The following is a 24,975-nucleotide window of genomic DNA, read 5'->3' as shown; positions in this document are numbered from 1 at the left end:
AAAGCAAAATCAAAAGATCGCAGGCTTCGCCAGCTCCTACAGGGATCGCGCAAGACGCACTTAAAAGTTGAACAACACAGAATTCGGAAAAGAACAGCATGCGCACACTACAGATTGAACCGCTGACCAAAGAAGCCTTCGCCCCCTTCGGTGACGTGATCGAAACCGACGGCAGCGACCACTTCATGATCAACAACGGTTCGACCATGCGCTTCCACAAACTGGCGACGGTCGAAACCGCTACGCCTGAGGACAACGCGATCATCAGCATCTTCCGCGCCGACGCGCAGGACATGCCGCTGACCGTGAGCATGCTGGAACGCCATCCGCTGGGCAGCCAGGCTTTCATCCCGCTGCTCGGCAACCCCTTTCTGATCGTGGTCGCGCCACTTGGCGATGTACCTGTATCAGGCTTGGTCCGCGCCTTCGTCACCAACGGCAGGCAGGGCATCAATTACCATCGCGGCGTCTGGCACCACCCGGTGCTGACGATCGAAAAGCGGGATGACTTCCTGGTGGTTGATCGCAGTGGCACAGGCAATAACTGCGATGAGCATTTTTTCAAAGAGGATGAGCGTTTGATCCTCGCCCCCCACCAATAAGAGAAGGTCTGATCACTCGACAACAAGAGTGACAGGCGAGAGGTAAAGACTGTGGAAGCACTTCTGTTGGAATGGCTGAACCTGAGCGTGCGCTGGGTTCACATGATCACTGGCGTGGCCTGGATCGGCGCGTCGTTCTACTTCGTCTGGCTGGAGAACAACCTCAACCGCGTCAACCCGAAAACCGGTCTGGCCGGTGATCTGTGGGCAATCCACGGCGGCGGTATCTATCACCTGGAAAAATACAAACTGGCCCCACCGTCGATGCCGGAGAACCTGCACTGGTTCAAATGGGAAGCCTACTTCACCTGGATGTCGGGGATCGCGCTGCTGTGCGTGGTGTTCTACTCCAATCCCGTGCTCTACCTCGTGGCACCCGGCAGCGGCCTGACCGGCCCTGAAGGCGTGGCCATCGGCATCGGTTCGCTGATCGCCGGCTGGTTCATCTACGACTTCCTTTGCGATTCGGCTCTGGGCAAGAAACCCGCCCTGCTCGGCTTCATCCTGTTCGTGCTGATCATCGGCGCGGCGTATGGCTTCAGCAAGGTGTTCAGCGGTCGTGGTGCGTACCTGCACGTCGGCGCGATCATCGGCACCATCATGGTCGGCAACGTGTTCCGCATCATCATTCCGGCGCAGCGTGCACTGGTGGCGGCGATTGCCGAGAACCGTACGCCGGACCCGGCGCTGCCGGCCAAAGGCCTGCTGCGTTCGCGTCACAACAACTACTTCACCCTGCCGGTGCTGTTCATCATGATCAGCAACCACTTCCCGAGCACTTATGGCAGCCAGTACAACTGGTTGATCCTGGCCGGGATCGCGGTGTTGGCGGTGTTGGTACGTCACTACTTCAACACCCGTCACGACAGCCACAAGTTTGCCTGGACCCTGCCCGTGGCAGCGGTGGGCATGATCACCCTGGCGTACGTCACCGGCCCGGCGCCGATGCCGACCGCACCGGACGTGGCCAAGGCACCCGCGAAAATCGAGTACCAACCGCTGCCGGAAACGGCCCTGGGTGGTGGCGCGAAACCGGCTGAAGCGGCGGCACCTGCAGCGCCAGCAGCAGCCCCGGCTGCGGCACCGGCGCAAGCGTCCAGCGCAGGTCCGGCCTTCGACAAGGTGCACAACGTGATCCAGGAACGCTGCGCGGTCTGCCATTCGGCCAAACCGACCAGCCCGTTGTTCAGCGCGGCACCGGCTGGTGTGATGTTTGACACCCCCGAGCAGATCCGCCAGAACGCCGCGCGGATCCAGGCGCAAGCCATCACCACGCAGATCATGCCACTGGGCAACATCACGCAGATGACCCAGCAGGAACGTGACCTGATCGGTGCATGGATCGCCCAGGGAGCCCAGACAAACTGAGCCAGACAAAAGTCTGTGTAAAAGCAGGCTTTTCAGGTGGATGGATTTACCTGTGGTGAGGGGATTTATCCCCGATCGGCGGCGCAGCCGTCGCAAACCTGGCAATCGCAATCTGCCTGATGTACGCGGTTGCAGGTTTTGGGGCTACTTCGTAGCCCATCGGGGATAAATCCCCTCGCCACAAAATGCCTCCAGCCAGGCATATGAATGATGCAAAGAAACAGCTGTGAGCAACCCGACAGCTGTTAATCACAAGAATAAAAAGATCCGAGGTGTTGCATGTCCGAGCTGTCCAAAGCGCGCATCCCCGACGCACCCGCCATTCAGCGTTTGCCCCTTTTGCAACTGATCCTGATCGGTTTGCAACATGTTCTGCTGATGTACGGCGGTGCCATCGCGGTGCCGTTGATCATCGGACAGGCCGCTGGCCTGAGTCGTGAAGAAATCGCCTTCCTGATCAACGCCGACCTGCTGGTCGCCGGTATCGCCACCATCGTCCAGTCGCTCGGGATCGGCCCGATGGGCATCCGCATGCCGGTGATGATGGGCGCCAGTTTCGCGGCGGTCGGCAGCATGGTCGCCATGGCCGGCATGCCCGGTATCGGTCTGCAAGGGATCTTCGGTGCGACCATCGCCGCCGGATTCTTCGGCATGCTCATCGCGCCGTTCATGTCCAAGGTCGTGCGCTTCTTCCCGCCGTTGGTGACTGGCACGGTCATCACTTCGATCGGTCTGTCGCTGTTCCCCGTGGCCGTGAACTGGGCCGGTGGCGGGGCCGCTGCGGCGCAGTTCGGCTCACCGATTTATCTGGCCATCGCCGCGCTGGTGCTGGCGACCATTTTGTTGATCCACCGCTTCATGCGCGGCTTCTGGGTCAATATTTCCGTGCTGATCGGCATGTGCCTGGGCTACGTGCTCTGCGGCGCCATCGGCATGGTCGACCTCAGCGGCATGGCCAACGCGCCATGGGTTCAGTTCGTCACCCCGCTGCACTTCGGCATGCCGAAATTCGAACTGGCGCCAATTCTGTCGATGTGCCTGGTGGTGGTGATCATCTTCGTCGAGTCCACCGGGATGTTCCTCGCGCTGGGCAAAATCACCGGTCAGGAAGTCTGCCCACGGATGCTGCGTCGCGGCCTGCTGTGCGATGCCGGCGCCTCGTTCGTCGCCGGTTTCTTCAACACCTTCACTCACTCCTCGTTCGCGCAGAACATCGGCCTGGTGCAGATGACCGGCGTGCGTTGCCGTTCGGTGACCATCGTTGCCGGTGGCCTGCTGATCGTGCTCAGCCTGCTGCCGAAAGCCGCATTCCTGGTGGCGTCGATTCCGCCGGCGGTGTTGGGCGGTGCGGCGATCGCGATGTTCGGCATGGTTGCTGCCACCGGGATCAAGATCCTGCAAGAAGCCGACATCGGCGACCGGCGTAATCAATTGCTGGTGGCGGTGAGCATCGGCATGGGCCTGATCCCGGTGGTGCGTCCGGAGTTCTTCGCGCATCTGCCGCTGTGGATGAGCCCGATCACCCACAGTGGCATCGCCATGGCCACGCTCAGCGCGCTGACGTTGAATCTGCTGTTCAACATCCTCGGCGGCGCCGAACGCGCCGCGATCAACGACTGCCACGCACACCAGCATTAACCAAGTCACCACAAAACCTTGTGGGAGCGAGCCTGCTCGCGAAAGCGTTGTGTCATTCAACAGTGATGGCGACTGACACGCCCTCTTCGCGAGCAAGCTCGCTCCCACAGGGATTGTGCAACACCCTGCCTCAACAATAAAAACAAGAGGGAGCAACAGATGATTCGCACGCAAACCAACGTTCTGTTGAGTGGCGGCCTGCTGGCCGCGAGTCAGGCCATGGCCGGCGATTTACTGCTGTGGCAGACCAACAGCCTGAGTTACCTGTACGGCAAGAACTTCGCGATCAACCCGTCGATCCAGCAGACGGTGACGTTCGAGCACGCCGACAAGTGGAAGTACGGCGACAACTTCCTGTTCGTCGACAAGATCTTCTACAACGGCCAGGAAGACCGCAACAAAGGCCCGCACACCTTCTACGGCGAATTCACTCCGCGCTTCTCGTTCGGCAAGATCTTCGACCGGAAAATCGAGTTCGGGCCGATCAAGGACGTGCTGCTGGCGATGACCTACGAGTACGGCGAAGGCGACAGCGAAGCCTACCTGATCGGCCCCGGCTTCGACCTGAAAGTGCCCGGTTTCAACTACGTGACCCTGAACATTTTCCGCCGCCAGACCGAAGGCCCGCGCCCTGGCGACGGCGTGTGGCAGATCACTCCGGGCTGGTCGTACAGCGTGCCGCTGGGCAACTCCGACCTGCTGATCGATGGCTATCTGGACTGGGTGGTCGATAACGATCAGAACTCGCGCGGCACTTACCACGCCAACCTGCACATCAATCCGCAGATCAAATACGACCTCGGCAAAGCCTTGGGCTGGAGCCAGAAGCAGCTGTACGTCGGCACCGAATACAGCTACTGGAAGAACAAATATGGCGTCGAAAGCAGTCACAACCTCGACACCAACCAGAACACCGCCAGCCTGCTGGTGAAGGTGCACTTCTGAGATGGCCCGCAACCGTGCCCCATACCTGTCGTCGGTGCTCTGTTGCGGGGCACTTGAGAGCTGGCCGAGGAGTCAGTATTCTCCGCGGCCTCTTGAATTCGGTCTAAAAAAAAGCCCGGATTTAATTCCTGACCGACGGGCCAACTTATCCCGGCCCCGGTCAGTACCGAGGCATCCCGAAAACACGCGCAATCGACTGTTTTTCAGCAGCCGAACGGGCGTTTTTTTGCTTTTCGAAAGCGTTGGCCCAGCTCTTGCTATCACCAGCGAAGCTGACCGATCGGATGACTTTTGCAGCAACGAAAAAAGGCGCCACACCAGAGCGCCGATCTTAAAAAAATAAACGTGGAACACCTACTTTGGGAGCAACCGAATGAAACGTATGTGCACCAGCCTGATGCTCGCGGGATCGATGCTGGCCGGCGGCCAGGCCATGGCCGACGGCCTGCTGCAATGGCAGAACAACAGCCTGACCTATCTCTACGGCAAAGACTTCAAGGTCAACCCGGCGATCCAGCAGACCGTCACCTTCGAGCACGCCGATGCCTGGAAGTACGGGGACAACTTCCTGTTCGTCGACAAGATCTTCTACAACGGCAAGCCGGATGGCGGCGTCGGCAACAACACTTACTATGGCGAATTCAGCCCACGCCTGTCGCTGGGCAAGATCCTCGACCAGAAGATCGAATTCGGTCCGGTCAAGGATGTGCTGCTGGCGATGACTTACGAGTTCGGTGAAGGCGACGTCGAGTCGTACCTGATCGGTCCTGGCTTCGACCTGGCGATCCCGGGTTTCGACTACTTCCAGCTGAACTTCTACCAGCGCCACACCGACGGCTCGCGTCCGGGTGATAACGTCTGGCAGATCACGCCGGTCTGGTCCTACACCATCCCGGTCGGCAGCTCGAACGTGCTGATCGACGGTTACATGGACTGGGTGGTCGACAACGACGTCAACAGCAAAGGCGAATACCACGCCAACCTGCACTTCAACCCACAGGTCAAATACGACCTGGGCAAGGCGCTGCATTTCGGCGAGAAGCAGCTGTACGTCGGTGTGGAATACGACTACTGGAAAGACAAGTACGGGATCGACGACACCCGTGGCTTCACCACCAATCAGAACGTGACCAGCTTCCTGGTGAAGTTCCACTTCTGATCTTAAAAGCTTCGCGAGCAGGCTCGCTCCCACATTCGACCGAGTTCCAATGTGGGAGCGAGCCTGCTCGCGAAGGCTTCACCGCAAATCTCAGGCTGTAACCACCGACTCGGATAGTCCGAGAAACCGGCACAATTCCTCACGCTTGGCCAACGCATCGCGCCGTCCCAGGTCGATCAGCTCGCTGCAATACCCCGCCTCGAACAGCAGATAACTTAGCACCCCTGCCCCACTCGTTTTCGTCGCCCCCGGGCCGCGCAAGAACAAACGCAACGCCGCCGGCAACTCCTGGCGATGCCGCGCCGCGATCTCGTCGATCGGCTGACTCGGCGAAATCACCAGCACGTCCACTGGCGCCACGCCCAACTCACGAGTCGGCACGCCATCGGGCATCAGTCGACTGAACTGGTTCAGACGCTGGAGCAACTCGATGTCGCTTTCCAGACTGTCAATGAACGTGCTGTTGAGCATGTGCCCGCCGATCTGCGCCAGCGTCGGCTGCTGCCCGGTGTAGGCACGCTCCAGCGGCTGCTGCGGATCAAAACCGCGCGGGTTGCCGCTCACACCCACCACCAGCACCCGACTCGCGCCCAGGTGCAGCGCCGGACTGATCGGTGCCGATTGACGTACCGCGCCGTCGCCGAAATATTCCTCACCGATTTTCACCGGGGCAAACAGCAACGGGATCGCCGAACTGGCCAGCAAATGGTCCACCGACAATTGCGCCGGCACGCCGATCCGTCGATGGCGCAACCACGCATCGATCTTGCCGCCGCCCTGATAGAAGGTCACCGCCTGCCCCGACTCGTAGCCGAACGCGGTCACCGCCACCGCATGCAATTGCTTGCGGGCGATGGATTCGGCGATGCCGGGCATGTGTAGTTTTTCATTGAGCAGGTCGCGCAGCGGCGAACTGTTGAGCAGCGCCACCGGCAGTTGCCGACCGATGCCGAGCAAACTGTGACTGACAAAGCGGCTGGCCTGACGGATCACCCCGGGCCAATCGCTGCGCAGCACCCGATGACTGCGAAAGCCTTGCCAGAACAGAGTGAGACGTTCGATGGCCGCGCGAAAATCGGTGGCGCCGCTGGCCAGGCTAACCGCATTGATCGCCCCGGCCGAAGTGCCGACGATCACCGGAAACGGATTGTCCGCGCCCAGCGGCAGCAATTCGGCAATCGCCGCCAGCACCCCCACCTGATACGCCGCCCGAGCCCCGCCGCCGGAAAGAATCAAACCTGTGACCGGTTCAGCTGGGCTCATCGCAACGCTCCGTGGTGCTTGAAAGGGTGAGTGAATCAGCCGCGCCGTTTCGGGTAAAGCTTCGGCTCGCCCGGTGGACGGCTCTTGAAGCGGCGGTGCGCCCACAAGTATTGCTCAGGGCAGGCGCGCAAGGCGCTTTCCACCCACTGGTTGATGCGGATGCAGTCGGCCTCTTCGGTTTCACCCGGAAAGTCTTCCAGCGGCGGATGAATCACCAGCTTGTAACCGCTGCCGTCGGCCAGACGCTCCTGAGTGAACGGCACCACCAGCGCTTTACCCAAACGGGCAAACTTGGTGGTCGCGGTCACGGTCGCTGCCTGAATACCGAACAGCGGTACGAAGATGCTTTGCTTGGCGCCATAGTCCTGATCCGGTGCGTACCAGATCGCCCGGCCCGAACGCAGCAGCTTGAGCATGCCGCGCACGTCGTCACGCTCCACCGCCAGCGAATCGAGGTTGTGCCGCTCGCGGCCGCGACGTTGGACGAAGTCGAACAACGGGTTTTTGTGCTCGCGGTACATGCCGTCGATGGTGTGCTGCTGGCCGAGCAGTGCCGCACCGATTTCCAGGGTAGTGAAATGCGCGGCCATGAGGATCACGCCCTTGCCTTCGCGCTGGGCTTTTTGCAGATGCTCCAGGCCTTCGACGTGGGCCAGTTTGGCCAGACGCTCACGGGACCACCACCAGCTCATCGCCATTTCAAAGAAGGCGATGCCGGTGGAGGCGAAGTTTTCTTTGAGCAGGCGTTTGCGCTCGGCAGCGGATTTTTCCGGGAAGCACAGCTCCAGATTACGCTTGGCGATGCGCCGCCGGTCGCCGGCCACGCGATACATCAATGCGCCCAGCACACGACCGATCGTCAGTAAGACCGCATAGGGCAACTGCACGACCAGCCACAACAGCGCCAGACCGCACCAGAGCGGCCAGAAGCGGGGAGAAAGATAGGCTCTTCGAAAACGCGGGCGATCCATTAAAGCTTCCGTAAATTCAGTGGCCGCGCATTCTACATCGTTCGACCCGGCTTGCGGCTCGCGGGCGTTCTCGTTATAAGTCTCGGCACTTTTAGTGACAAGCCGTTGTATGCCGATATGAGCCAAAACGAATCGCCAGACCGAGATCCCGTGTTCCAGTTGAAGGGCAGCATGCTGGCCATCACGGTGCTGGAACTGTCCCGCAACGACCTCGACAGCCTTGATCGGCAACTGGCCGCCAAAGTCGCCCAGGCACCGAATTTCTTCAGCAATGCACCGTTGGTCCTGGCGCTGGACAAACTGCCACCCGGCGAAGGCGCGGTCGATCTGCCCGGGCTGATGCGCGTGTGCCGCCAACATGGCCTGCGCACCCTGGCAATCCGCGCCAGCCGTATCGAAGACATCGCTGCCGCCATCGCCATCGACATCCCGGTGCTGCCGCCGTCCGGCGCCCGCGAGCGACCGCTGGAAGCGCCGGAACCGGAAGTCAAAAAGAAGCCGGAAAAGCCGCCGGAGCCGACGGTCAAACCGACCCGCGTCATCACCACGCCAGTACGTGGTGGCCAACAGATATATGCCCAGGGTGGCGATCTGGTGGTGGTGTCCTCGGTCAGTCCGGGGGCGGAACTTCTGGCCGATGGCAACATCCATGTATACGGCCCGATGCGCGGTCGCGCACTGGCCGGCGTCAAAGGCGACACCAAGGCCCGGATTTTCTGTCAGCAATTGAGCGCTGAACTGATCTCCATCGCCGGGCATTACAAGGTTTCCGAAGATTTGCGCCGCGATCCACTGTGGGGCTCCGGCGTCCAGGTCAGCCTGTCGGCCGACGTGTTGAACATCATTCGGCTTTAACGGATACTGCCGCATTTTCCAAGCATCTCTAAAACGTAGCGAAAACGGCTCAAACGAAGTAGGAAAAAGGATCAAGGAGCGTTTGCCCCCGGCAATTGCGACTTGCGCCGAATTCCAGCCAAGGCTGTCCGACTGCAGTAGTTTTCAAGAGATGTTTTTCAGGGGCTAAACAGTCCTTCTTCCTTAGGGGTGAAACACCTTGGCCAAGATTCTCGTGGTTACATCCGGCAAGGGTGGTGTGGGTAAGACCACCACCAGCGCCGCTATCGGTACCGGCCTCGCTCTGCGCGGCCACAAAACAGTGATCGTCGACTTCGACGTGGGCCTGCGTAACCTCGACCTGATCATGGGTTGCGAGCGTCGCGTGGTGTATGACTTCGTCAACGTGGTCAACGGCGAAGCCAACCTGCAGCAGGCCCTGATCAAAGACAAGCGCCTGGAAAACCTCTACGTGCTGGCCGCCAGCCAGACCCGCGACAAAGACGCGCTGACCCAGGAAGGCGTGGAAAAAGTCCTGATGCAGTTGAAGGAAGACTTCGACTTCGTGGTCTGCGACTCCCCGGCAGGCATCGAGAAAGGCGCACACCTGGCGATGTACTTCGCCGACGAAGCGATCATCGTGACCAACCCGGAAGTGTCCTCGGTACGTGACTCCGACCGCATGCTCGGCCTGCTGGCCAGCAAATCGCGTCGTGCCGAACTCGGCGAAGAGCCGATCAAGGAACACCTCCTGCTGACCCGTTACAACCCGCAGCGCGTCAGCGATGGCGAAATGCTGGGCGTCGAAGACGTCAAGGAAATCCTGGCCGTGACCCTGCTGGGCGTCATCCCTGAGTCGCAGGCGGTCCTGAAGGCTTCCAACTCGGGCGTTCCAGTGATTCTCGACGACCAGAGCGATGCCGGTCAGGCCTACAGCGATGCCGTTGATCGTCTGCTGGGCAAAGAAAAAGAACATCGTTTCCTCGATGTTACGAAGAAGGGATTCTTCGAGCGCCTGTTTGGAGGTAGGTAATGAACCTTTTTGACTTCTTTCGTGCCAACAAAAAGCCAAGTACCGCCTCGGTAGCGAAAGAGCGTCTACAGATCATCGTGGCGCATGAGCGCGGCCAGCGCAGCACGCCGGATTACCTGCCAGCCTTGCAGAAGGAACTGGTCGACGTGATCCGCAAGTACGTCAACATCGGCAACGACGACGTACATGTTGCACTGGAAAGCCAGGGCAGTTGCTCGATTCTGGAACTCAACATCACCCTGCCTGATCGCTGAGTCGATCCGGCAGTCGCTACGGCGGCTCGGGCTGCTGATGCTCGTGTAGGAGCTGCCGAAGGCTGCGATCTTTTGATCTTCAACGTCAAAAGATCGCAGCCTTCGGCAGCTCCTACAGGGTTATCAGCAGTCTGAGCCGCCGTTGGCATTTGTTACGAGGCTGTTTTAATGCCGCTGTCCAACATCCGCATCATCCATCACGACGCCGCTGTCCTTGTGGTCGACAAGCCGACCTTGCTGCTCTCGGTGCCCGGTCGTGCCGACGACAACAAGGACTGCCTGATCACCCGCCTGCAGGAAAACGGCTACCCGGAAGCGCGTATCGTCCATCGTCTGGACTGGGAAACCTCCGGCATCATTCTGCTGGCCCGTGACGCCGACACCCACCGCGAATTGTCGCGGCAGTTTCACGACCGCGAAACCGAAAAGGCCTACACCGCCCTGGCCTGGGGTCAGCCGGAACTGGACAGCGGCAGCATCGATTTGCCGCTGCGCTACGACCCACCGACCAAACCGCGCCACGTGGTCGACCACGAATTCGGCAAACACGCACTGACCTTCTGGCGCGTACTGGAACGTTGCGGCGACTGGTGCCGCGTCGAACTGACGCCAATCACCGGGCGCTCGCATCAGTTGCGCGTGCACATGCTGTCCATCGGGCACCCGTTGCTGGGCGACGGGCTCTACGCCCACGAACAGGCCCTCGCCGCCTGGCCGCGCCTGTGCCTGCACGCCAGCATGCTCAGCTTCACCCATCCGCAAACCGGCGAGCGTCTGCGCTTCGAGTGCCCTGCGCCGTTCTGACAAGCACCGCCGAACCCATGTGGGAGCGAGCCTGCTCGCGAAAGCAATTGATCAGTCAGCACCAATGTTGAATGTCATAGCGCTTTCGCGAGCAGGCTCGCTCCCACAGGGATCCGGTTCGGATTCAATTCCCCGGCCGATGCGTTAAACTCGCGCCCATTGCTGTCTGGAGCTTCTTATGCGCGAAGAGTTGAACCAAGGCCTGATCGACTTCCTCAAGGCCTCCCCTACCCCGTTCCACGCCACCGCCAGCCTTGTTCAGCGTCTGGAGGCCGCCGGTTACGTGCGCCTCGACGAGCGCGAGCCATGGACCACCGAGGTCAACGGCCGCTATTACGTCACCCGTAACGACTCCTCGATCGTCGCGATCAAAATGGGCCGCAACTCGCCGCTGCACGACGGTATCCGCCTGGTCGGCGCCCACACCGACAGCCCGTGCCTGCGGGTCAAGCCGCAACCGGAACTGCAACGTCAGGGCTTCTGGCAACTGGGCGTTGAAGTCTACGGCGGCGCACTGCTGGCGCCGTGGTTCGACCGCGATCTGTCGCTGGCCGGTCGCGTCACCTTCCGTCGCGACGGCAAGGTCGAAAGCCAGTTGATCGACTTCAAGGCGCCGATCGCGATCATTCCCAACCTGGCGATTCACCTCAACCGTGAAGCCAACCAAGGCTGGGCGATCAACGCACAGACCGAGCTGCCGCCGATCCTCGCGCAGTTTGCCGGTGACGAGCGCGTCGACTTCCGTGCGGTACTGACCGATCAACTGGCTCGCGAACACGGCCTGAACGCCGACGTGGTGCTGGATTACGAGCTGAGTTTCTACGACACCCAGAGCGCGGCGGTCATCGGCCTGCATGGCGACTTCATCGCCGGCGCGCGCCTCGACAATCTGCTGTCGTGCTACGCCGGCCTGCAAGCCCTGCTCAGCGCCGACACCGAAGAAACCTGCGTGCTGGTGTGCAACGACCACGAAGAAGTCGGCTCCTGCTCGGCGTGCGGTGCCGATGGCCCGATGCTCGAACAGACCCTGCGCCGCCTGCTGCCGGAAGGCGACGAGTTCGTGCGCACCATTCAAAAATCGCTGCTGGTCTCGGCCGACAACGCCCACGGCGTACACCCCAACTACGCCGAGAAGCACGACGCCAACCACGGCCCGAAACTCAACGCCGGCCCGGTGATCAAGGTCAACAGCAACCAGCGCTACGCCACCAACAGCGAAACCGCCGGATTCTTCCGCCACCTGTGCATGGCCGAAGAAGTGCCGGTACAGAGCTTCGTGGTGCGCAGCGACATGGGTTGCGGTTCGACCATCGGCCCGATCACCGCCAGCCATCTGGGCGTGCGCACCGTCGATATCGGTCTGCCGACCTTCGCCATGCACTCGATCCGCGAACTGTGCGGCAGCCATGACCTGGCACACCTGGTCAAAGTGCTGAGCGCGTTCTACGCCTCCCGCGAGTTGCCGTAATCGCTAAACGATCATCTTTCGGGATGATCACAAATCCCTGCAGGAGCTGCCGCAGGCTGCGATCTTTTGATCTTGTTTTTTGCAGTTCAAAAGCAAGATCAAAAGATCGCAGCCTGCGGCAGCTCCTAGACAGATCAATACAGTTTCAAAGAAACCGACCTAGACTTACATCATCCCCTTCGACAAGGCAGTCTCCATGATCTCGATGTCTTCGTTCCACGCCATGCTCGTCCCGATCCTGAGCGGGATGATCCTGCTGGCCATCGGCTTCAACTTCCGCGACAAGAACGCCGGCGTCTTCGCCATGTGGATCGGCATGCTTATGATCCTGGCGACCGTGGTCTACAAGATCCTCGCCAAACTCAACGAATAAATCCGCGCCCGGCTCGCATTGATTCTGACTGCCTCGTACACTCGCTCAATTCGCCCCTTTGCGAGGTTGACCGCCTAGTGTTCGCTCGTCTGTTTGCTCTGCCCTGCCTGTTCCTTGTCTGCCTGATGACGCTGCTGCCGCTGGCCCCTGCCCACGCGGTCGGCTTGCCGGGGCTGCTCAACTCCACCAAGGCGCAGCCCGAGGCGCAGGAACCGTTGGGACAGTCGCTGGATGAAGTCATCAAGTCGCTGGAAAACGACAAGCAACGCGCACAGTTGCTGAGCGATCTGAAAAAGCTGCGCGACGCCACCAAGAAAGCCCAGGTTTCACCGGAAGAAGGCGTGCTGGGCCTGATTGGCGGCACGCTGGCCAGTTTCGAGAAGCAGTTCTCCGGCGACGACAGTCCGCTGACCCGCTGGTCCGACGAGTTCGATCTGGCCAGGGACGAACTCGATAACCTGATGTTGCCGGCCAGCGAGTGGCTGCCGATCATCTTCGGCTTCGCAGTGATCCTGATGGTCTGGAGCCTGCTCGCCGCCGCGCTGATCTGGCTCGGTCACCGGGTGCGCATGCGCTTCGGCCTGACCGAAGAACTGCCGCAGCACCCCAAGGCCCTCGACATGCTGCGCTTCGCCCTGCGCAAGCTCGGGCCATGGTTGATCGCGTTGGTCATCACCGTTTACATGAGCTACGCGCTGCCCTCGTCATTGGGCAAGAGCCTGGCGATGGTGCTGGCGTATGCGCTGGTGGTCGGCACCTGTTTCTCGGCGATCTGCGTGATCGCCTTCTCGCTGCTCGACGGCCCGCACCGGCATCGGGCGCTGTACATCCTGCGGCATCAGGCCTTCCGTCCGCTGTGGCTGATCGGCAGCTTCGCCGCGTTCGGTGAAGCGCTTAACGATCCGCGCCTGGTGGAAAGCCTCGGCGTGCATTTGGCGCACACCACCGCGACCGTCACCAATGTCCTGGCGGCGCTGTTCACCGGGCTGTTCATCCTGCGTTTCCGCCGGCCAATCGCCCATCTGATCCGCAATCAGCCGTTGTCCCGTCGCCTGACCCGCCGCGCCCTCAGCGACACCATCGATATCCTCGGCACCTTCTGGTACGTGCCGGCGCTGGTGCTGGTCGGGATCTCGCTGTTCGCCACCTTCGTCTCCGCCGGCGACACCAGCACCGCCCTGCGCCAGTCACTGATCTGCACGGTGCTGCTGGTGATGTGCATGGTGATCAACGGTCTCGTGCGCCGGCACTCACTCAAACCGCAACGCGGGCCGAAGCGCCATGCGCTGTACTCGGAGCGTCTGAAAAGCTTCTTCTACACCCTCGCCCACCTGCTGGTGTGGCTGACCTTCATCGAACTCGGCCTGCGCGTATGGGGCAAATCGCTGATCGGTTTTGCCGAGGGCGAAGGGCACGACGTCAGCGTCAAACTGTTCAGCCTGATCGGTACGCTGATTTTCTCCTGGCTGATCTGGATCCTTGCCGACACCGCCGTGCATCACGCCCTCACCCGCTCGCGCAAAGGCCTGGCGAATGCCCGCGCACAGACGATGATGCCGCTGATCCGCAACGTGCTGTTCGTGGCGATTTTCATCATTGCGCTGATCGTCGCCCTGGCGAACATGGGCATGAACGTTACGCCACTGCTGGCCGGTGCCGGTGTGATCGGTCTGGCCATCGGTTTCGGTGCGCAGTCGCTGGTGGCGGATTTGATCACCGGCCTGTTCATCATCATCGAAGACTCGCTGGCCATTGATGACTACGTGGATGTCGGCGGCCACCTCGGCACCGTCGAAGGCCTGACCATCCGCACCGTGCGCCTGCGCGATATCGACGGCATCGTTCACACCATCCCGTTCAGCGAAATCAAAAGCATCAAGAACTACTCCCGCGAGTTCGGCTACGCGATTTTCCGCGTGGCGGTGCCGTACAACATGGAAATCGACGACGCGATCAAACTGATGCGCGAAGTCGGCCAGAAAATGCGCACCGACCCGCTGCAACGGCGCAACATCTGGTCACCGCTGGAGATTCAGGGCGTGGAAAGTTTCGAGTCCGGCAGCGCGATTCTGCGCGCGCGGTTCAAGACCGCGCCGATCAAACAATGGGAAGTTTCCCGCGCGTTCAACCTGTCGCTCAAACGCCATCTGGACGAAGCCGGACTCGATCTGGCGACGCCACGCATGAGTGTGCAGGTCATCACTGCCGGCGGTGGCCAGCCGAAGGAATAGCACTTCGCGCAGACAGTCGGGTCACAGGCAGGGAAGCCAGAAAAACAACAACCATGGAGAAACCCGATGCAGCTGACACGTATCGCCCAGACCGTTCTGTTCACCCTGCTGGCCGGCACCGCCAGCGCCGCCACCCTGGACAGCACCCGCGAACAGATCGCCACGCAAGCCAAGGCACTTGAACCGGAGCTGCTGGAAACCCGCCGCGACATCCACGCGCATCCGGAACTGGGCAACACCGAAACACGCACCTCTGAACTGGTCGCCAAACAGCTCAAGGCCATGGGCCTGGAGGTCAAAACCAACGTCGCCCGCACCGGCGTGGTCGCCATCCTCAAAGGCGCCCTGCCCGGCCCGACCGTGGCCCTGCGCGCCGACATGGACGCATTGCCGGTCAAGGAAGTCGCCGACCTGCCCTTCGCCTCGAAAGCCAAAGGCACCTACCTCGGCAAAGAAGTCGACGTGATGCACGCCTGCGGCCACGACGCCCACACCGCGATCCTGCTGAGCACAGCGAAAATTCTCACGGGCATGCGCGACACCCTGCCCGGCACCGTGGTGTTCTACTTCCAGCCCGCCGAAGAAGGCCCGAGCGACTTCATCCCCGACGGCAAAAACACCTGGGGCGCGAAAATGATGGTGCAGGAAGGCGTGATGAAATCACCCAAACCCGACGCCGTCTTCGGTCTGCACGTCTGGGCCGGCGTCCCCGCCGGCCAGATCGCCTATCGTCCCGGCGCCACCCTGGCCAGCTCCGACGACCTGCGCATCAAAATCCTCGGCAAACAAACCCACGCCGGCCGCCCGTGGGACGGCATCGACCCGATCACCGTCGGCGCGCAAACCATCGTCGGCCTGCAAACCGTGGTCAGCCGCCGTACCGATATTTCGTCCTATCCGTCGGTGGTCAGCATCGGCACCATCAATGGTGGCACCCGCTACAACATCATCCCCGAGTCCGTGGACATGAGCGGCACCATCCGCTCCTACGACTACGGCATCCGCCAGAAACTCCACGCCGACGTACGCCAGACCATCGAAAAAATCGCCGAAAGCGGCGGCGCGAAAGCCGACGTGACCATCATCGAAAAATACGACCCCACGATCAACAACCCGGCACTGACGGAAAAAATGCTGCCGACGTTGAAGTGGGCAGCCAAGGATGACGTGGTCAATGCACCGTTGGTGGGCGGCGCGGAAGACTTCTCGTTCTTCGCCAAGGAAGTGCCGGGGTTGTTCGTATTTCTCGGCGTGACACCACGGGATCAGGATATGAGCAAGGCCGCGCCGAATCATAATCCGGGGTTCTTTGTGGATGAGTCGGCGCTGGTGGTTGGGGTGAGGACGATGGCGTCGCTGGCGACGGATTATTTGTATGGGAATGCTGAGCTGGCCAGATAGAGATGAAGTGATTGTGGGGGCGACTTCGCGAGCAGGCTCGCTCCCACAGTTGATTGGATGTATTCGGTTGGAGATTGGTCGGCTGTCAGGCCGCCATCACTGGCAAGTCAGCTCCCCCAGTTGGATTGAGTGCAGGCAGTTGGAGATTGGTCGGCTGGGAGGTCACCATCACTGGCAGGCCAGCTCCCACAGAGAGATTGGGTGCAGGCAGTTAGAGATTGGTCGGCTGTCAGGCCGCCATCGCTGGCAAGCCAGCTCCCACAGTGGGATTGAGTGCAGGCAGTTGGAGATTGGTCGGCTGGGAGGTCACCATCACTGGCCGGCCAGCTCCCACAGAGAGATTGGGTGCAGGCAGTTAGAGATTGGTCGGCTGTCAGGCCGCCATCGCTGGCAAGCCAGCTCCCACAGTTGGATTGAGTGCAGGCAGTTGGAGATTGGTCGGCTGGGAGGTCACCATCACTGGCAGGCCAGCTCCCACAGAGAGATTGGGTGCAGGCAGTTAGAGATTGGTCGGCTGTCAGGCCGCCATCACTGGCAAGCCAGCTCCCACAGTTGGATTGAGTGCAGGCAGTTGGAGATTGGTCGGCTGTCAGGCCGCCTTCGCGAGCAAGCTCGCTCCCACAGTGGATTGGGTGTGGGCTGTTGGAGTTGGTCGGCTGGGAGGTCACCACCACTGGCAGGCCAGCTCCCACAGTTGGATTGAGTGCAGGCAGTTGGTGATTGGTCGGCTTTCAGGCCGCCATCGCGAGCAGGCTCACCCCCTACAGCAAAGCAAAAGCCGACCGCAGGCTCTTCACCACTCAATGGCCGAGTGTCAGCTCGCCGAAAGCTCTTGATCTTGACTCACCGGCCCGTCGGCAGGCTGAGCGGAGGGATTGATCCGGGGGTGGGAGCGAAGCGACCGTTCGACGAAGTCGAACACATCGAGAGGAGGTGCAGCGAAGCAAACCGGAGGCGATGCGCCCGGATCGATACCGGAGCGAAGGAACCCCGAGCTTTAGCGAGCGGGCCGAACGTCAGGGCACAGACCTTTGGTTCCTTTGGGGCGTTTGCCAAAGGGACTCGCTGTAAGAGCGAAACCGTCAGCGGCAGCACCCGAAGCAACGGATATTCACACAGAACCCAACAGCCTGGTCGGCCCAAAGGCCGCCAAGGTCAAACCACATCAACCCCCACATGAATCGCATCATGCCGCCAAAACTCCAGATCACAATCAATCAACCGCTCATGCTGATCATAATTGACCCGAGCAATCCGTAACCCCGGACTCCCGACAGAAACCCGCAAAGCCGCCGCCGCATCCACCGACAACGACGTCGGCACAATCTCGAACCGCACCCGCCCATAGCGCAAATCGTAATGCCGCGCATACAACTCGGTCATCGACTGATTCAAATCAAACCCCAGAATCCCCGGAAAATACTGCGGATTCAGATAATGCTCCACATACAACACTAGCCGCCCGTCGATGCGCCGCGACCGGCAAATCTGAATCACGCTCGACAAGGCAGGCAACTGCAACAACGCACACACCGCCACCGACGCCGGCTGCAACCGCGCGGAAATCACCTCGGTCGACGGCTCCCGCCCCTGCGCACTGACCATCGCGTGAAAGTGACTGCGCTGCATCAGGTTGTACGCCAGACGCGGCGGCGAAACGAACCAGCCACGGCGCTCCTCGCGATAAATCTGCCCCTGCGCCTCCAGCTGCAACAACGCCTCACGCACCGTGATGCGCGTGGTGCCGAACAACTCACTGAGCTTGCGCTCGGCCGGCAGCTTGCTGCCCGGCGCCAACAGGCCATGATCGAACTGCTCCTGCAGCACCTGGCCGATGGCTGTCACCGCTTTTGTTGCCTCATCGCGCATCAACGTTACCTATCTGGACTAGACCAGCACTGTTTCGGGGCAAAAACCGTACGGCCTGCAAGCCGTTTCCATGTCTTGCAAGCCTAGGCAGTGCAGATGACCGAGAGATGACAAACCCGCCCGACGGTCGCCTTCATGACTTGCAATACATCGGCCAAGTGCCTTGTCTGCCGGGGCTTTGACCTTGGTCTACGCTTAGCGGGCAAGCGCCGAAACCGGGCAAATAAAAGGCCTGCCGGGCGACCGCCGACATCAAAGTGTCATCCAGCCCGCTTAAATTGGCTCAGGTATTGCTGACCTAGACCAACACAAACCGCAATCGCAGCGTTGAACACGACCAAGGAGCTTCGGAATGAAACAGCTTTTCCTGGCAACACTGTTAGGCTCGACCATTGCAATGTGCACCGCCGCCATGGCGGCCGACACCGATCTGAAAACCCTCGAAGCCGCTGCGAAAGCGGAAGGCGCCGTCAACAGCGTCGGCATGCCCGATGACTGGGCCAACTGGAAAGGCACCTGGGAAGACCTGGCCAAGACCTACGGCCTGAAACACATTGACACCGACATGAGCTCGGCCCAGGAAATCGCCAAGTTCGCCGCTGAAAAAGACAACGCCACCGCCGACATCGGCGACGTCGGCGCCGCCTTCGGCCCGATCGCGGTCAAGCAGGGCGTGGTGCAACCGTACAAACCGAGCACTTGGGATCAGGTGCCGGCCTGGGCCAAGGACAAGGACGGCAACTGGGCATTGGCCTACACCGGCACCATCGCCTTCATCGTCAACAAGAAGCTGCTGCACGGTTCCGAAGTACCGACCAAATGGGCTGACCTCAAGGGTGGCAAATACAAGGTTTCCATCGGTGACGTGAGCACCGCCGCGCAAGCCGCCAACGGCGTACTGGCCGCTGCCCTGGCCAACGGTGGCGACGAGAAGAACCTCCAGCCGGCCCTGCTGCTGTTTGCAGACATCGCCAAGCAAGGTCGCCTGTCGATGGCCAATCCGACCATCGCCACCATGGAAAAAGGCGAGATCGAAGTCGGCGTGGTCTGGGACTTCAACGGCCTGAGTTATAAGGCCAAGATGGCCAACCCGGATGACTACGTGGTGCTGATCCCGTCCGACGGCTCGGTGATTTCCGGCTACACCACCATCATCAACAAGTACGCAAAAAACCCGAACGCCGCCAAGCTGACCCGCGAATACATCTTCAGCGACGCCGGCCAGACCAACCTGGCGCGCGGCAACGCCCGTCCGATCCGTGCCGAACATCTGCAACTGCCGGAAGACGTGAAGGCCAAGCTGCTGCCAAACGAGCAGTACAAGAAGGTCACGCCAATCAAGGACGCCGACGCGTGGGAAAAAACCTCCAAGGCCCTGCCGCAGAAGTGGAACGAAGAAGTCATCGTCGAGATGAAGTAATCCTTCATCTGTAGGAGCTGCCGCAGGCTGCGATCTTTTGATCTTGCTTTTAAAAGGCAGAGTCAAAAGATCGCAGCCTGCGGCAGCTCCTACATTGAACGATCCAAGTTTTGTTTTCGGAGTTTTTGCCCCTATGAAGCACAACGTCATCCTTGTCGTGCTCGACGGTCTCAACTACGAGGTCGCGCGTCACGCCATGGGGCATCTGCAGGCTTACGTTGGCGCAGGACGCGCCGCACTCTATCAGTTGGAGTGCGAGTTGCCGGCCCTGTCCCGACCGCTTTACGAATGCATCCTTACTGGCGTGCCGCCGATCGACAGTGGCATCGTCCACAACAACGTCGCGCGTCTGTCCAACCAGCGCAGCATCTATCACTACGCCCGCGACGCCGGTCTGAAAACCGCCGCAGCGGCCTATCACTGGGTCAGCGAGCTGTATAACCGCTCGCCGTTCGTCGTGGCCCGCGACCGGCACACCGAAAACCTGTCATTGCCGATCCAGCACGGCCACTTCTACTGGAGTGATCACTACCCGGATTCGCACCTGTTTGCCGACGCGGAAAACCTGCGCCTGCGCCATGCGCCGAACTTTCTGCTGATTCACCCGATGAACATCGACGACGCCGGCCACAAGCACGGCCTCGACTCCACGCAATACCGCAACAGCGCACGTTCGGCGGACATCATCCTCGCCGACTACCTGCAAGGCTGGCTCGATGCGGGCTATCAGGTGCTGGTCACCGCCGACCACGGCATGAACAACGACCGCTCGCACAACGGCCTGCTGCCGGAAGAACGCCAGGTGCCGCTGTTCGTTCTCGGTGACGCCTTCAGCTTCAATATTGATGCCGCGCCGAAACAAACCGAGATCTGCGGCACCGTCTGCGAACTGCTCGGCGCCCCCCACGACAAACCTGTATGCCGGGAGCTGCTCAAGTGAATGCCATGACTCGCGGCAAATGGCTGGCAGCCCTGTGCCTGGTGCCGTTCGCCCTGTTCTTTATCATGTTCGAAATCGCCCCGCTGGTCTGGGTGATGATCAATAGCCTGCAATCGGAAGAATTCGGCTGGGGCTTCGCCAACTTCAGCAAGATCTTCAGTTCCAAGTTCTATCTGCAGGCGATTCAGTACAGCCTGGAGATCAGTTTCTGGTCGAGCGTATTCGGCATCATCATCGCCGTGCTCGGTGCGTATTCCCTGCGCCGGGTCGACTCGAAACTGCGCAACTTCGTGAATGCCTTCGCCAACATGACCAGCAACTTCGCCGGCGTGCCCCTGGCCTTCGCGTTCATCATCCTGCTCGGTTTCAACGGCAGCATCACCATCATGCTCAAGCAGGCCGGGATCATTCAGGACTTCAACCTGTACTCGAAAACCGGCCTGATCATTCTCTATACCTACTTCCAGATTCCCCTCGGCGTGCTGCTGCTCTACCCGGCCTTCGACGCCTTGCGTGAAGACTGGCGCGAATCCGCTGCGCTGCTCGGCGCCAACGGCTGGCAGTTCTGGCGGCATATTGGTCTGCCGGTGCTGACCCCGGCACTGCTCGGTACGTTTGTGATCCTGCTGGCCAACGCTCTCGGCGCCTACGCCACGGTGTACGCCTTGACCACCGGTAACTTCAACGTGCTGCCGATCCGCATCGCGGCAATGGTTTCCGGGGATATTTCCCTCGATCCGAATCTGGCCAGCGCCCTGGCCGTGGTGCTGGTGGCGTTGATGACCCTCGTCACCGTCGTGCATCAATTGCTGCTGAAGAGGAGCTACCATGTCTCGCGCTGAATCCGGCCCGGCCGGCGTCTACCACCGCGTCGTGGTTTATTTGCTGTTCGCGATCCTGCTGCTGCCGCTGGTGGGCACGCTGATCTATTCGATCGCCAGCAGCTGGTCGGCGACCATCCTGCCCAGCGGTTTCACCTTCAAGTGGTACCTCCAGCTGTGGAGCGATCCGCGCTTTCTGCATGCTTTCGGCCAGTCGCTGCTGGTGTGCGTGGGCGCGCTGGTGCTGTCGGTGGTGCTGATCCTGCCGTTGCTGTTCGTGGTGCATTACCACTTCCCGAAACTCGATGCGCTGATGAACATCCTGATCCTGCTGCCCTTCGCGGTGCCGCCAGTGGTGTCGTCGGTAGGCCTGTTGCAACTGTACGGTTCGGGGCCGCTGGCGATGGTCGGTACGCCGTGGATCCTGATCGGTTGCTACTTCACCGTGGCGCTGCCGTTCATGTACCGGGCGATCACCAACAACCTGCAGGCGATCAACCTGCGCGACCTGATGGACGCCGCGCAACTGCTCGGCGCCAGCACCTTTCAGGCGGCGTTTCTGGTGGTGCTGCCGAACCTGCGCAAAGGCCTGATGGTCGCGTTGCTGCTGTCGTTCTCGTTCCTGTTCGGTGAGTTCGTGTTCGCCAACATCCTCGTCGGCACGCGCTACGAAACCCTGCAGGTGTACCTGAACAACATGCGCAACAGCAGCGGCCACTTCACCAGTGCGCTGGTGATCTCGTACTTCTTTTTCGTGCTGGTCCTGACCTGGATCGCCAACATCTTGAACAAGGACAAAAGCGAATGAGCTATGTCAGCGTCCAACACCTGCAGAAAAACTACGCGGGCACCACGGTGTTCAGCGACATCAACTGCGAGATCAACAAGGGCGAGTTCGTCACCCTGCTCGGCCCGTCCGGTTGCGGCAAGTCCACCCTGCTGCGTTGTATCGCCGGGCTGACGCCGGTGGATGGCGGCAAGATCCTGCTTGATGGCGTCGACATCGTGCCGCTGAGCCCGCAGAAACGCGGGATCGGCATGGTATTCCAGAGCTACGCGCTGTTCCCCAACATGACCGTCGAGCAGAACGTCGCCTTCGGCCTGCGCATGCAGAAGGTCAATCCTGACGACAGTCACAAACGCGTCAGCGAAGTGTTGAAACTGGTTGAACTGCACGACTTCGCCAGCCGCTATCCGCATCAGTTGTCCGGTGGCCAATGCCAGCGAGTCGCCCTCGCCCGCTCGCTGGTGACTCGCCCACGCTTACTGCTGCTGGATGAACCGTTGTCGGCGCTGGATGCGCGAATCCGCAAACACCTGCGCGAACAGATCCGCCAGATCCAGCGCGAACTCGGCCTGACCACCATCTTCGTCACCCACGACCAGGAAGAAGCGCTGACCATGTCCGACCGGATTTTCCTGATGAACCAGGGAAAGATCGTGCAAAGCGGAGACGCCGAAACCCTCTACACCGCACCGGTCGATGTGTTCGCCGCCGGCTTCATCGGCAACTACAACCTGCTCGACGCCGACAGTGCCTCAAAGCTGTTGCAACGGCCGATCAGCCACCGCATCGCGATTCGCCCGGAAGCCATCGAACTGAGCCTCAATGGCGAACTCGACGCGCAGATCCGCAGCCACAGCCTGCTCGGCAACGTGATCCGCTACCGGGTCGAAGCACGCGGCGTGGAACTGCTGGTCGACGTGCTCAACCGCTCGGCGGCGGATCTGCATCCCGACGGTCAGCGTCTGGCGCTTTCCATCGATCCGACGGCCCTGTGTGAGGTAGCCTGATGACTTTGCTGACGTTGAAGAGAGAACTGCACTGATGGCCCTGGCAATTTTTGATCTGGACGAAACCCTGATCCACGGCGACTGCGCCACCCTCTGGAGCGAGCAGATGGGGCGCCTGGGCTGGGTCGATCCCGAGTCGTTCATGCGCAAGAACAACGAGCTGATGGACGCCTACAGCCATGGCAAATTGCGCATGGAAGAATTCATGGCGTTCAGCCTCGAGCCGATGATCGGGCGTACCCCGGAAGAGCTCGAGCACCTGGTCGGCCCATGGGTCGAAGACTTTATCGAACCGATCATCTTCAGCGACGCGACCAAAACCATCGCCGCCCATCGCAAGGCCGGTGACCGGATTCTGGTGATCTCGGCCTCGGGCACGCACCTGGTCAAACCGATTGCCGAACGCCTGGGCATCGATGAAATTCTCGGCATCGAACTGGACGTCGCGCACGGCGTTTACACTGGCCAGACCGTCGGCACCCTGACCTACCGCGAAGGCAAGATCACCCGCCTGCTGGAATGGCTGGATGCTGAGGAAGAGAACCTGGAAGGCGCGAGTTTCTATTCAGATTCACGCAATGATCTGCCGTTGCTGCTGAAGGTCGATTTCCCGCATGTGGTGAATCCGGATCCGGTGTTGCTGGAGCACGCCGAAAAAGCCGGCTGGCCGATCCATCTCTGGAAGTAAAAACAACGATCGCAGCCTGCGGCAGCTCCTACAGGGTGTACACCCTCCCACTGTAGGAGCTGCCGCAGGCTGCGATCTTTTGATCTTGCCCTTCCAATCAGCTCAGACTGTCGTCAATCACCAGCACCACTTTCCCCGAAACCGTATTGCTCGCCAGCTCGGCAAACGCCGCCTCGGCGTCTTTCACCGGAAAGGTTTTCGCCAGTTGCGGACTCAACCGCCCCTCGGCAAACAGGGGCCACACATGCTGGCTCAAGTCGCTGAACAGATCGGCCTTGAACTGATCATCGCGACTGCGCAACGTCGAACCAAGCAACTGCACTCGCTTGGCCAGAACCTGCGCCAGGTCCAGTTTCGCCTCACGCCCGCCCATCAGGCCGATCAGCACCCAACGACCGTCCAGCGCCGTCAGCTTGAGGTTGAGCGCGGCGTAATTACCGCCGACCGGATCGAGGATCACGTCAAACGGACCGAAGTCGCGCAGACTCTCCAGGTCATCGCTGCGCACCACTCCGCCCTGGGCGCCCAGCGCTTCACAGTAGGCCAGACGCTCGGCCGAGCCAACGCTGACCCAACAAGGATTGCCGAACGCCTTGCACAGCTGAATGGCGGCTGAACCAATTCCACTCGCGCCAGCATGCAGCAGAACCTTCTCGCCCGGTTTCAACGCCGCCAGTTGAAACACGTTGAGCCAGACCGTTGCATAAACCTCGGGTAATGCTGCGGCCTCGATCAACGAAACACCTTCGGGCACCGGCAGCACGTGCCGTCCGTCGACGACCACCTCTTCAGCCATTGCGCCCCCGGCCAGCAACGCGCAGACCCGGTCGCCGACCTGCCACGACGAGCCGGCGCCAACTTCGCTGATCACCCCGGAGCACTCAAGACCGAGCACCTGACTGGCACCGGGCGGCGGTGGATAAAGCCCGGCTTTCTGTAATAAATCGGCGCGATTGAGGCCGGCTGCCGCCACACGAATGCGCACTTGTCCTACATCACATGCCGGACTCGGCTCTTCAACCCATGCCACTTGACCTTCAACGCCTTGCAATGCCTTCACAGTGCCTCCATAGTGAGTCTGGACTGAGCCCGAAGCTGT

Annotated in this window: 23 protein-coding genes; 19 read left to right on the top strand and 4 right to left on the bottom strand. The window is 60.7% G+C overall.

The features are described from left to right. The first annotated feature begins 98 nt into the window (after positions 1 to 98). The 5 genes from ACYZUM_RS05320 (at position 99) to ACYZUM_RS05300 (ending at position 5,712) form a co-directional block, all read left to right on the top strand. Positions 99 to 602: an ureidoglycolate lyase gene (locus ACYZUM_RS05320; protein WP_041068829.1), complete on the top strand. Its 504-nt coding sequence runs from the start codon at positions 99 to 101 to the stop codon at positions 600 to 602. Positions 603 to 653: 51 nt separating this feature from the next. After that, on the top strand, positions 654 to 1,970 hold the full coding sequence (locus tag ACYZUM_RS05315; protein WP_473061302.1) for a urate hydroxylase PuuD: 1,317 nt from the start codon (positions 654 to 656) through the stop codon (positions 1,968 to 1,970). 279 nt (positions 1,971 to 2,249) lie between these two features. Further along, positions 2,250 to 3,608 (top strand): nucleobase:cation symporter-2 family protein, encoded by a 1,359-nt coding sequence (locus tag ACYZUM_RS05310; protein ID WP_108182123.1) that lies wholly within the window; start codon positions 2,250 to 2,252, stop codon positions 3,606 to 3,608. A 159-nt stretch (positions 3,609 to 3,767) separates the two neighbouring features. Then, the gene (locus ACYZUM_RS05305; protein ID WP_086794739.1) at positions 3,768 to 4,553 is read left to right on the top strand and encodes an outer membrane protein OmpK; all 786 of its coding nucleotides are present in this window, start codon (positions 3,768 to 3,770) and stop codon (positions 4,551 to 4,553) included. A 373-nt stretch (positions 4,554 to 4,926) separates the two neighbouring features. After that, a complete protein-coding gene (locus tag ACYZUM_RS05300; RefSeq protein ID WP_108182122.1) occupies positions 4,927 to 5,712 on the top strand; it encodes an outer membrane protein OmpK in 786 nt (261 codons plus the stop codon). A 90-nt stretch (positions 5,713 to 5,802) separates the two neighbouring features. Here ACYZUM_RS05300 and ACYZUM_RS05295 read toward each other — a convergent pair whose 3' ends face one another. Next, positions 5,803 to 6,975: a patatin-like phospholipase family protein gene (locus tag ACYZUM_RS05295; RefSeq protein ID WP_108182121.1), complete on the bottom strand. Its 1,173-nt coding sequence runs from the start codon at positions 6,973 to 6,975 to the stop codon at positions 5,803 to 5,805. A 35-nt stretch (positions 6,976 to 7,010) separates the two neighbouring features. After that, complete coding sequence (locus ACYZUM_RS05290; RefSeq protein WP_108182120.1) at positions 7,011 to 7,946, bottom strand: lipid A biosynthesis lauroyl acyltransferase; 936 nt, start codon at positions 7,944 to 7,946, stop codon at positions 7,011 to 7,013. Positions 7,947 to 8,063: 117 nt separating this feature from the next. Between ACYZUM_RS05290 and minC the strand changes: the two genes are divergently transcribed. The 8 genes from minC (at position 8,064) to ACYZUM_RS05250 (ending at position 16,344) form a co-directional block, all read left to right on the top strand. Beyond that, a complete protein-coding gene (minC, locus tag ACYZUM_RS05285; RefSeq protein ID WP_027613349.1) occupies positions 8,064 to 8,801 on the top strand; it encodes a septum site-determining protein MinC in 738 nt (245 codons plus the stop codon). Positions 8,802 to 9,000: 199 nt separating this feature from the next. Then, positions 9,001 to 9,813: a septum site-determining protein MinD gene (minD, locus tag ACYZUM_RS05280; protein WP_007960626.1), complete on the top strand. Its 813-nt coding sequence runs from the start codon at positions 9,001 to 9,003 to the stop codon at positions 9,811 to 9,813. Next, positions 9,813 to 10,067 (top strand): cell division topological specificity factor MinE, encoded by a 255-nt coding sequence (gene minE, locus ACYZUM_RS05275; RefSeq protein WP_003223146.1) that lies wholly within the window; start codon positions 9,813 to 9,815, stop codon positions 10,065 to 10,067. Before minD ends, minE begins: the two co-directional genes overlap by 1 nt. Positions 10,068 to 10,235: 168 nt before the next feature. After that, on the top strand, positions 10,236 to 10,871 hold the full coding sequence (locus tag ACYZUM_RS05270) for an RluA family pseudouridine synthase (protein WP_108182119.1): 636 nt from the start codon (positions 10,236 to 10,238) through the stop codon (positions 10,869 to 10,871). Positions 10,872 to 11,049: 178 nt separating this feature from the next. Then, positions 11,050 to 12,339: a M18 family aminopeptidase gene (locus ACYZUM_RS05265; protein ID WP_108182118.1), complete on the top strand. Its 1,290-nt coding sequence runs from the start codon at positions 11,050 to 11,052 to the stop codon at positions 12,337 to 12,339. Positions 12,340 to 12,535: 196 nt separating this feature from the next. Next, positions 12,536 to 12,712, top strand: coding sequence for a hypothetical protein (locus ACYZUM_RS05260; protein WP_177327380.1), 177 nt, complete (start codon positions 12,536 to 12,538; stop codon positions 12,710 to 12,712). Between the two features lie 77 nt (positions 12,713 to 12,789). Beyond that, complete coding sequence (locus ACYZUM_RS05255) at positions 12,790 to 14,943, top strand: mechanosensitive ion channel family protein (protein ID WP_108182117.1); 2,154 nt, start codon at positions 12,790 to 12,792, stop codon at positions 14,941 to 14,943. A gap of 66 nt (positions 14,944 to 15,009) precedes the next feature. Next, positions 15,010 to 16,344, top strand: coding sequence for an amidohydrolase (locus tag ACYZUM_RS05250; RefSeq protein WP_108182116.1), 1,335 nt, complete (start codon positions 15,010 to 15,012; stop codon positions 16,342 to 16,344). Between the two features lie 1,155 nt (positions 16,345 to 17,499). Here the strand turns inward: ACYZUM_RS05250 and ACYZUM_RS05245 are convergent. Continuing rightward, positions 17,500 to 18,213 carry a UTRA domain-containing protein gene (locus tag ACYZUM_RS05245; protein WP_473061301.1) on the bottom strand — a complete coding sequence of 238 codons (714 nt, stop codon included), beginning with the start codon at positions 18,211 to 18,213 and terminating at the stop codon, positions 17,500 to 17,502. Between the two features lie 352 nt (positions 18,214 to 18,565). Between ACYZUM_RS05245 and ACYZUM_RS05240 the strand changes: the two genes are divergently transcribed. From ACYZUM_RS05240 to ACYZUM_RS05215, 6 genes are all read left to right on the top strand, one after another. Further along, positions 18,566 to 19,633: an ABC transporter substrate-binding protein gene (locus ACYZUM_RS05240; RefSeq protein WP_041071914.1), complete on the top strand. Its 1,068-nt coding sequence runs from the start codon at positions 18,566 to 18,568 to the stop codon at positions 19,631 to 19,633. Between the two features lie 133 nt (positions 19,634 to 19,766). Then, positions 19,767 to 20,573, top strand: coding sequence for an alkaline phosphatase family protein (locus tag ACYZUM_RS05235; RefSeq protein WP_041071912.1), 807 nt, complete (start codon positions 19,767 to 19,769; stop codon positions 20,571 to 20,573). Between the two features lie 5 nt (positions 20,574 to 20,578). Further along, on the top strand, positions 20,579 to 21,415 hold the full coding sequence (locus ACYZUM_RS05230; protein ID WP_473061354.1) for an ABC transporter permease: 837 nt from the start codon (positions 20,579 to 20,581) through the stop codon (positions 21,413 to 21,415). Next, positions 21,402 to 22,202: an ABC transporter permease gene (locus ACYZUM_RS05225; RefSeq protein WP_007965346.1), complete on the top strand. Its 801-nt coding sequence runs from the start codon at positions 21,402 to 21,404 to the stop codon at positions 22,200 to 22,202. The genes ACYZUM_RS05230 and ACYZUM_RS05225 overlap by 14 nt, the downstream gene beginning before the upstream one ends. Beyond that, positions 22,199 to 23,188, top strand: coding sequence for an ABC transporter ATP-binding protein (locus ACYZUM_RS05220; RefSeq protein WP_108182113.1), 990 nt, complete (start codon positions 22,199 to 22,201; stop codon positions 23,186 to 23,188). The genes ACYZUM_RS05225 and ACYZUM_RS05220 overlap by 4 nt, the downstream gene beginning before the upstream one ends. Positions 23,189 to 23,222: 34 nt before the next feature. After that, on the top strand, positions 23,223 to 23,876 hold the full coding sequence (locus ACYZUM_RS05215) for an HAD family hydrolase (RefSeq protein WP_108182112.1): 654 nt from the start codon (positions 23,223 to 23,225) through the stop codon (positions 23,874 to 23,876). Between the two features lie 97 nt (positions 23,877 to 23,973). On the opposite strand, the gene ACYZUM_RS05210 is transcribed toward ACYZUM_RS05215, so the two are convergent. Then, positions 23,974 to 24,936 carry a zinc-binding dehydrogenase gene (locus ACYZUM_RS05210; protein ID WP_095667121.1) on the bottom strand — a complete coding sequence of 321 codons (963 nt, stop codon included), beginning with the start codon at positions 24,934 to 24,936 and terminating at the stop codon, positions 23,974 to 23,976. Between the last annotated feature and the right edge of the window lie 39 nt (positions 24,937 to 24,975).

The organism is Pseudomonas sp. m6p, from assembly GCF_055760375.1.
The sequence above is the reverse complement of the archived record's forward strand: the minus strand, read 5'-3'. Positions and strand labels throughout refer to the sequence as shown.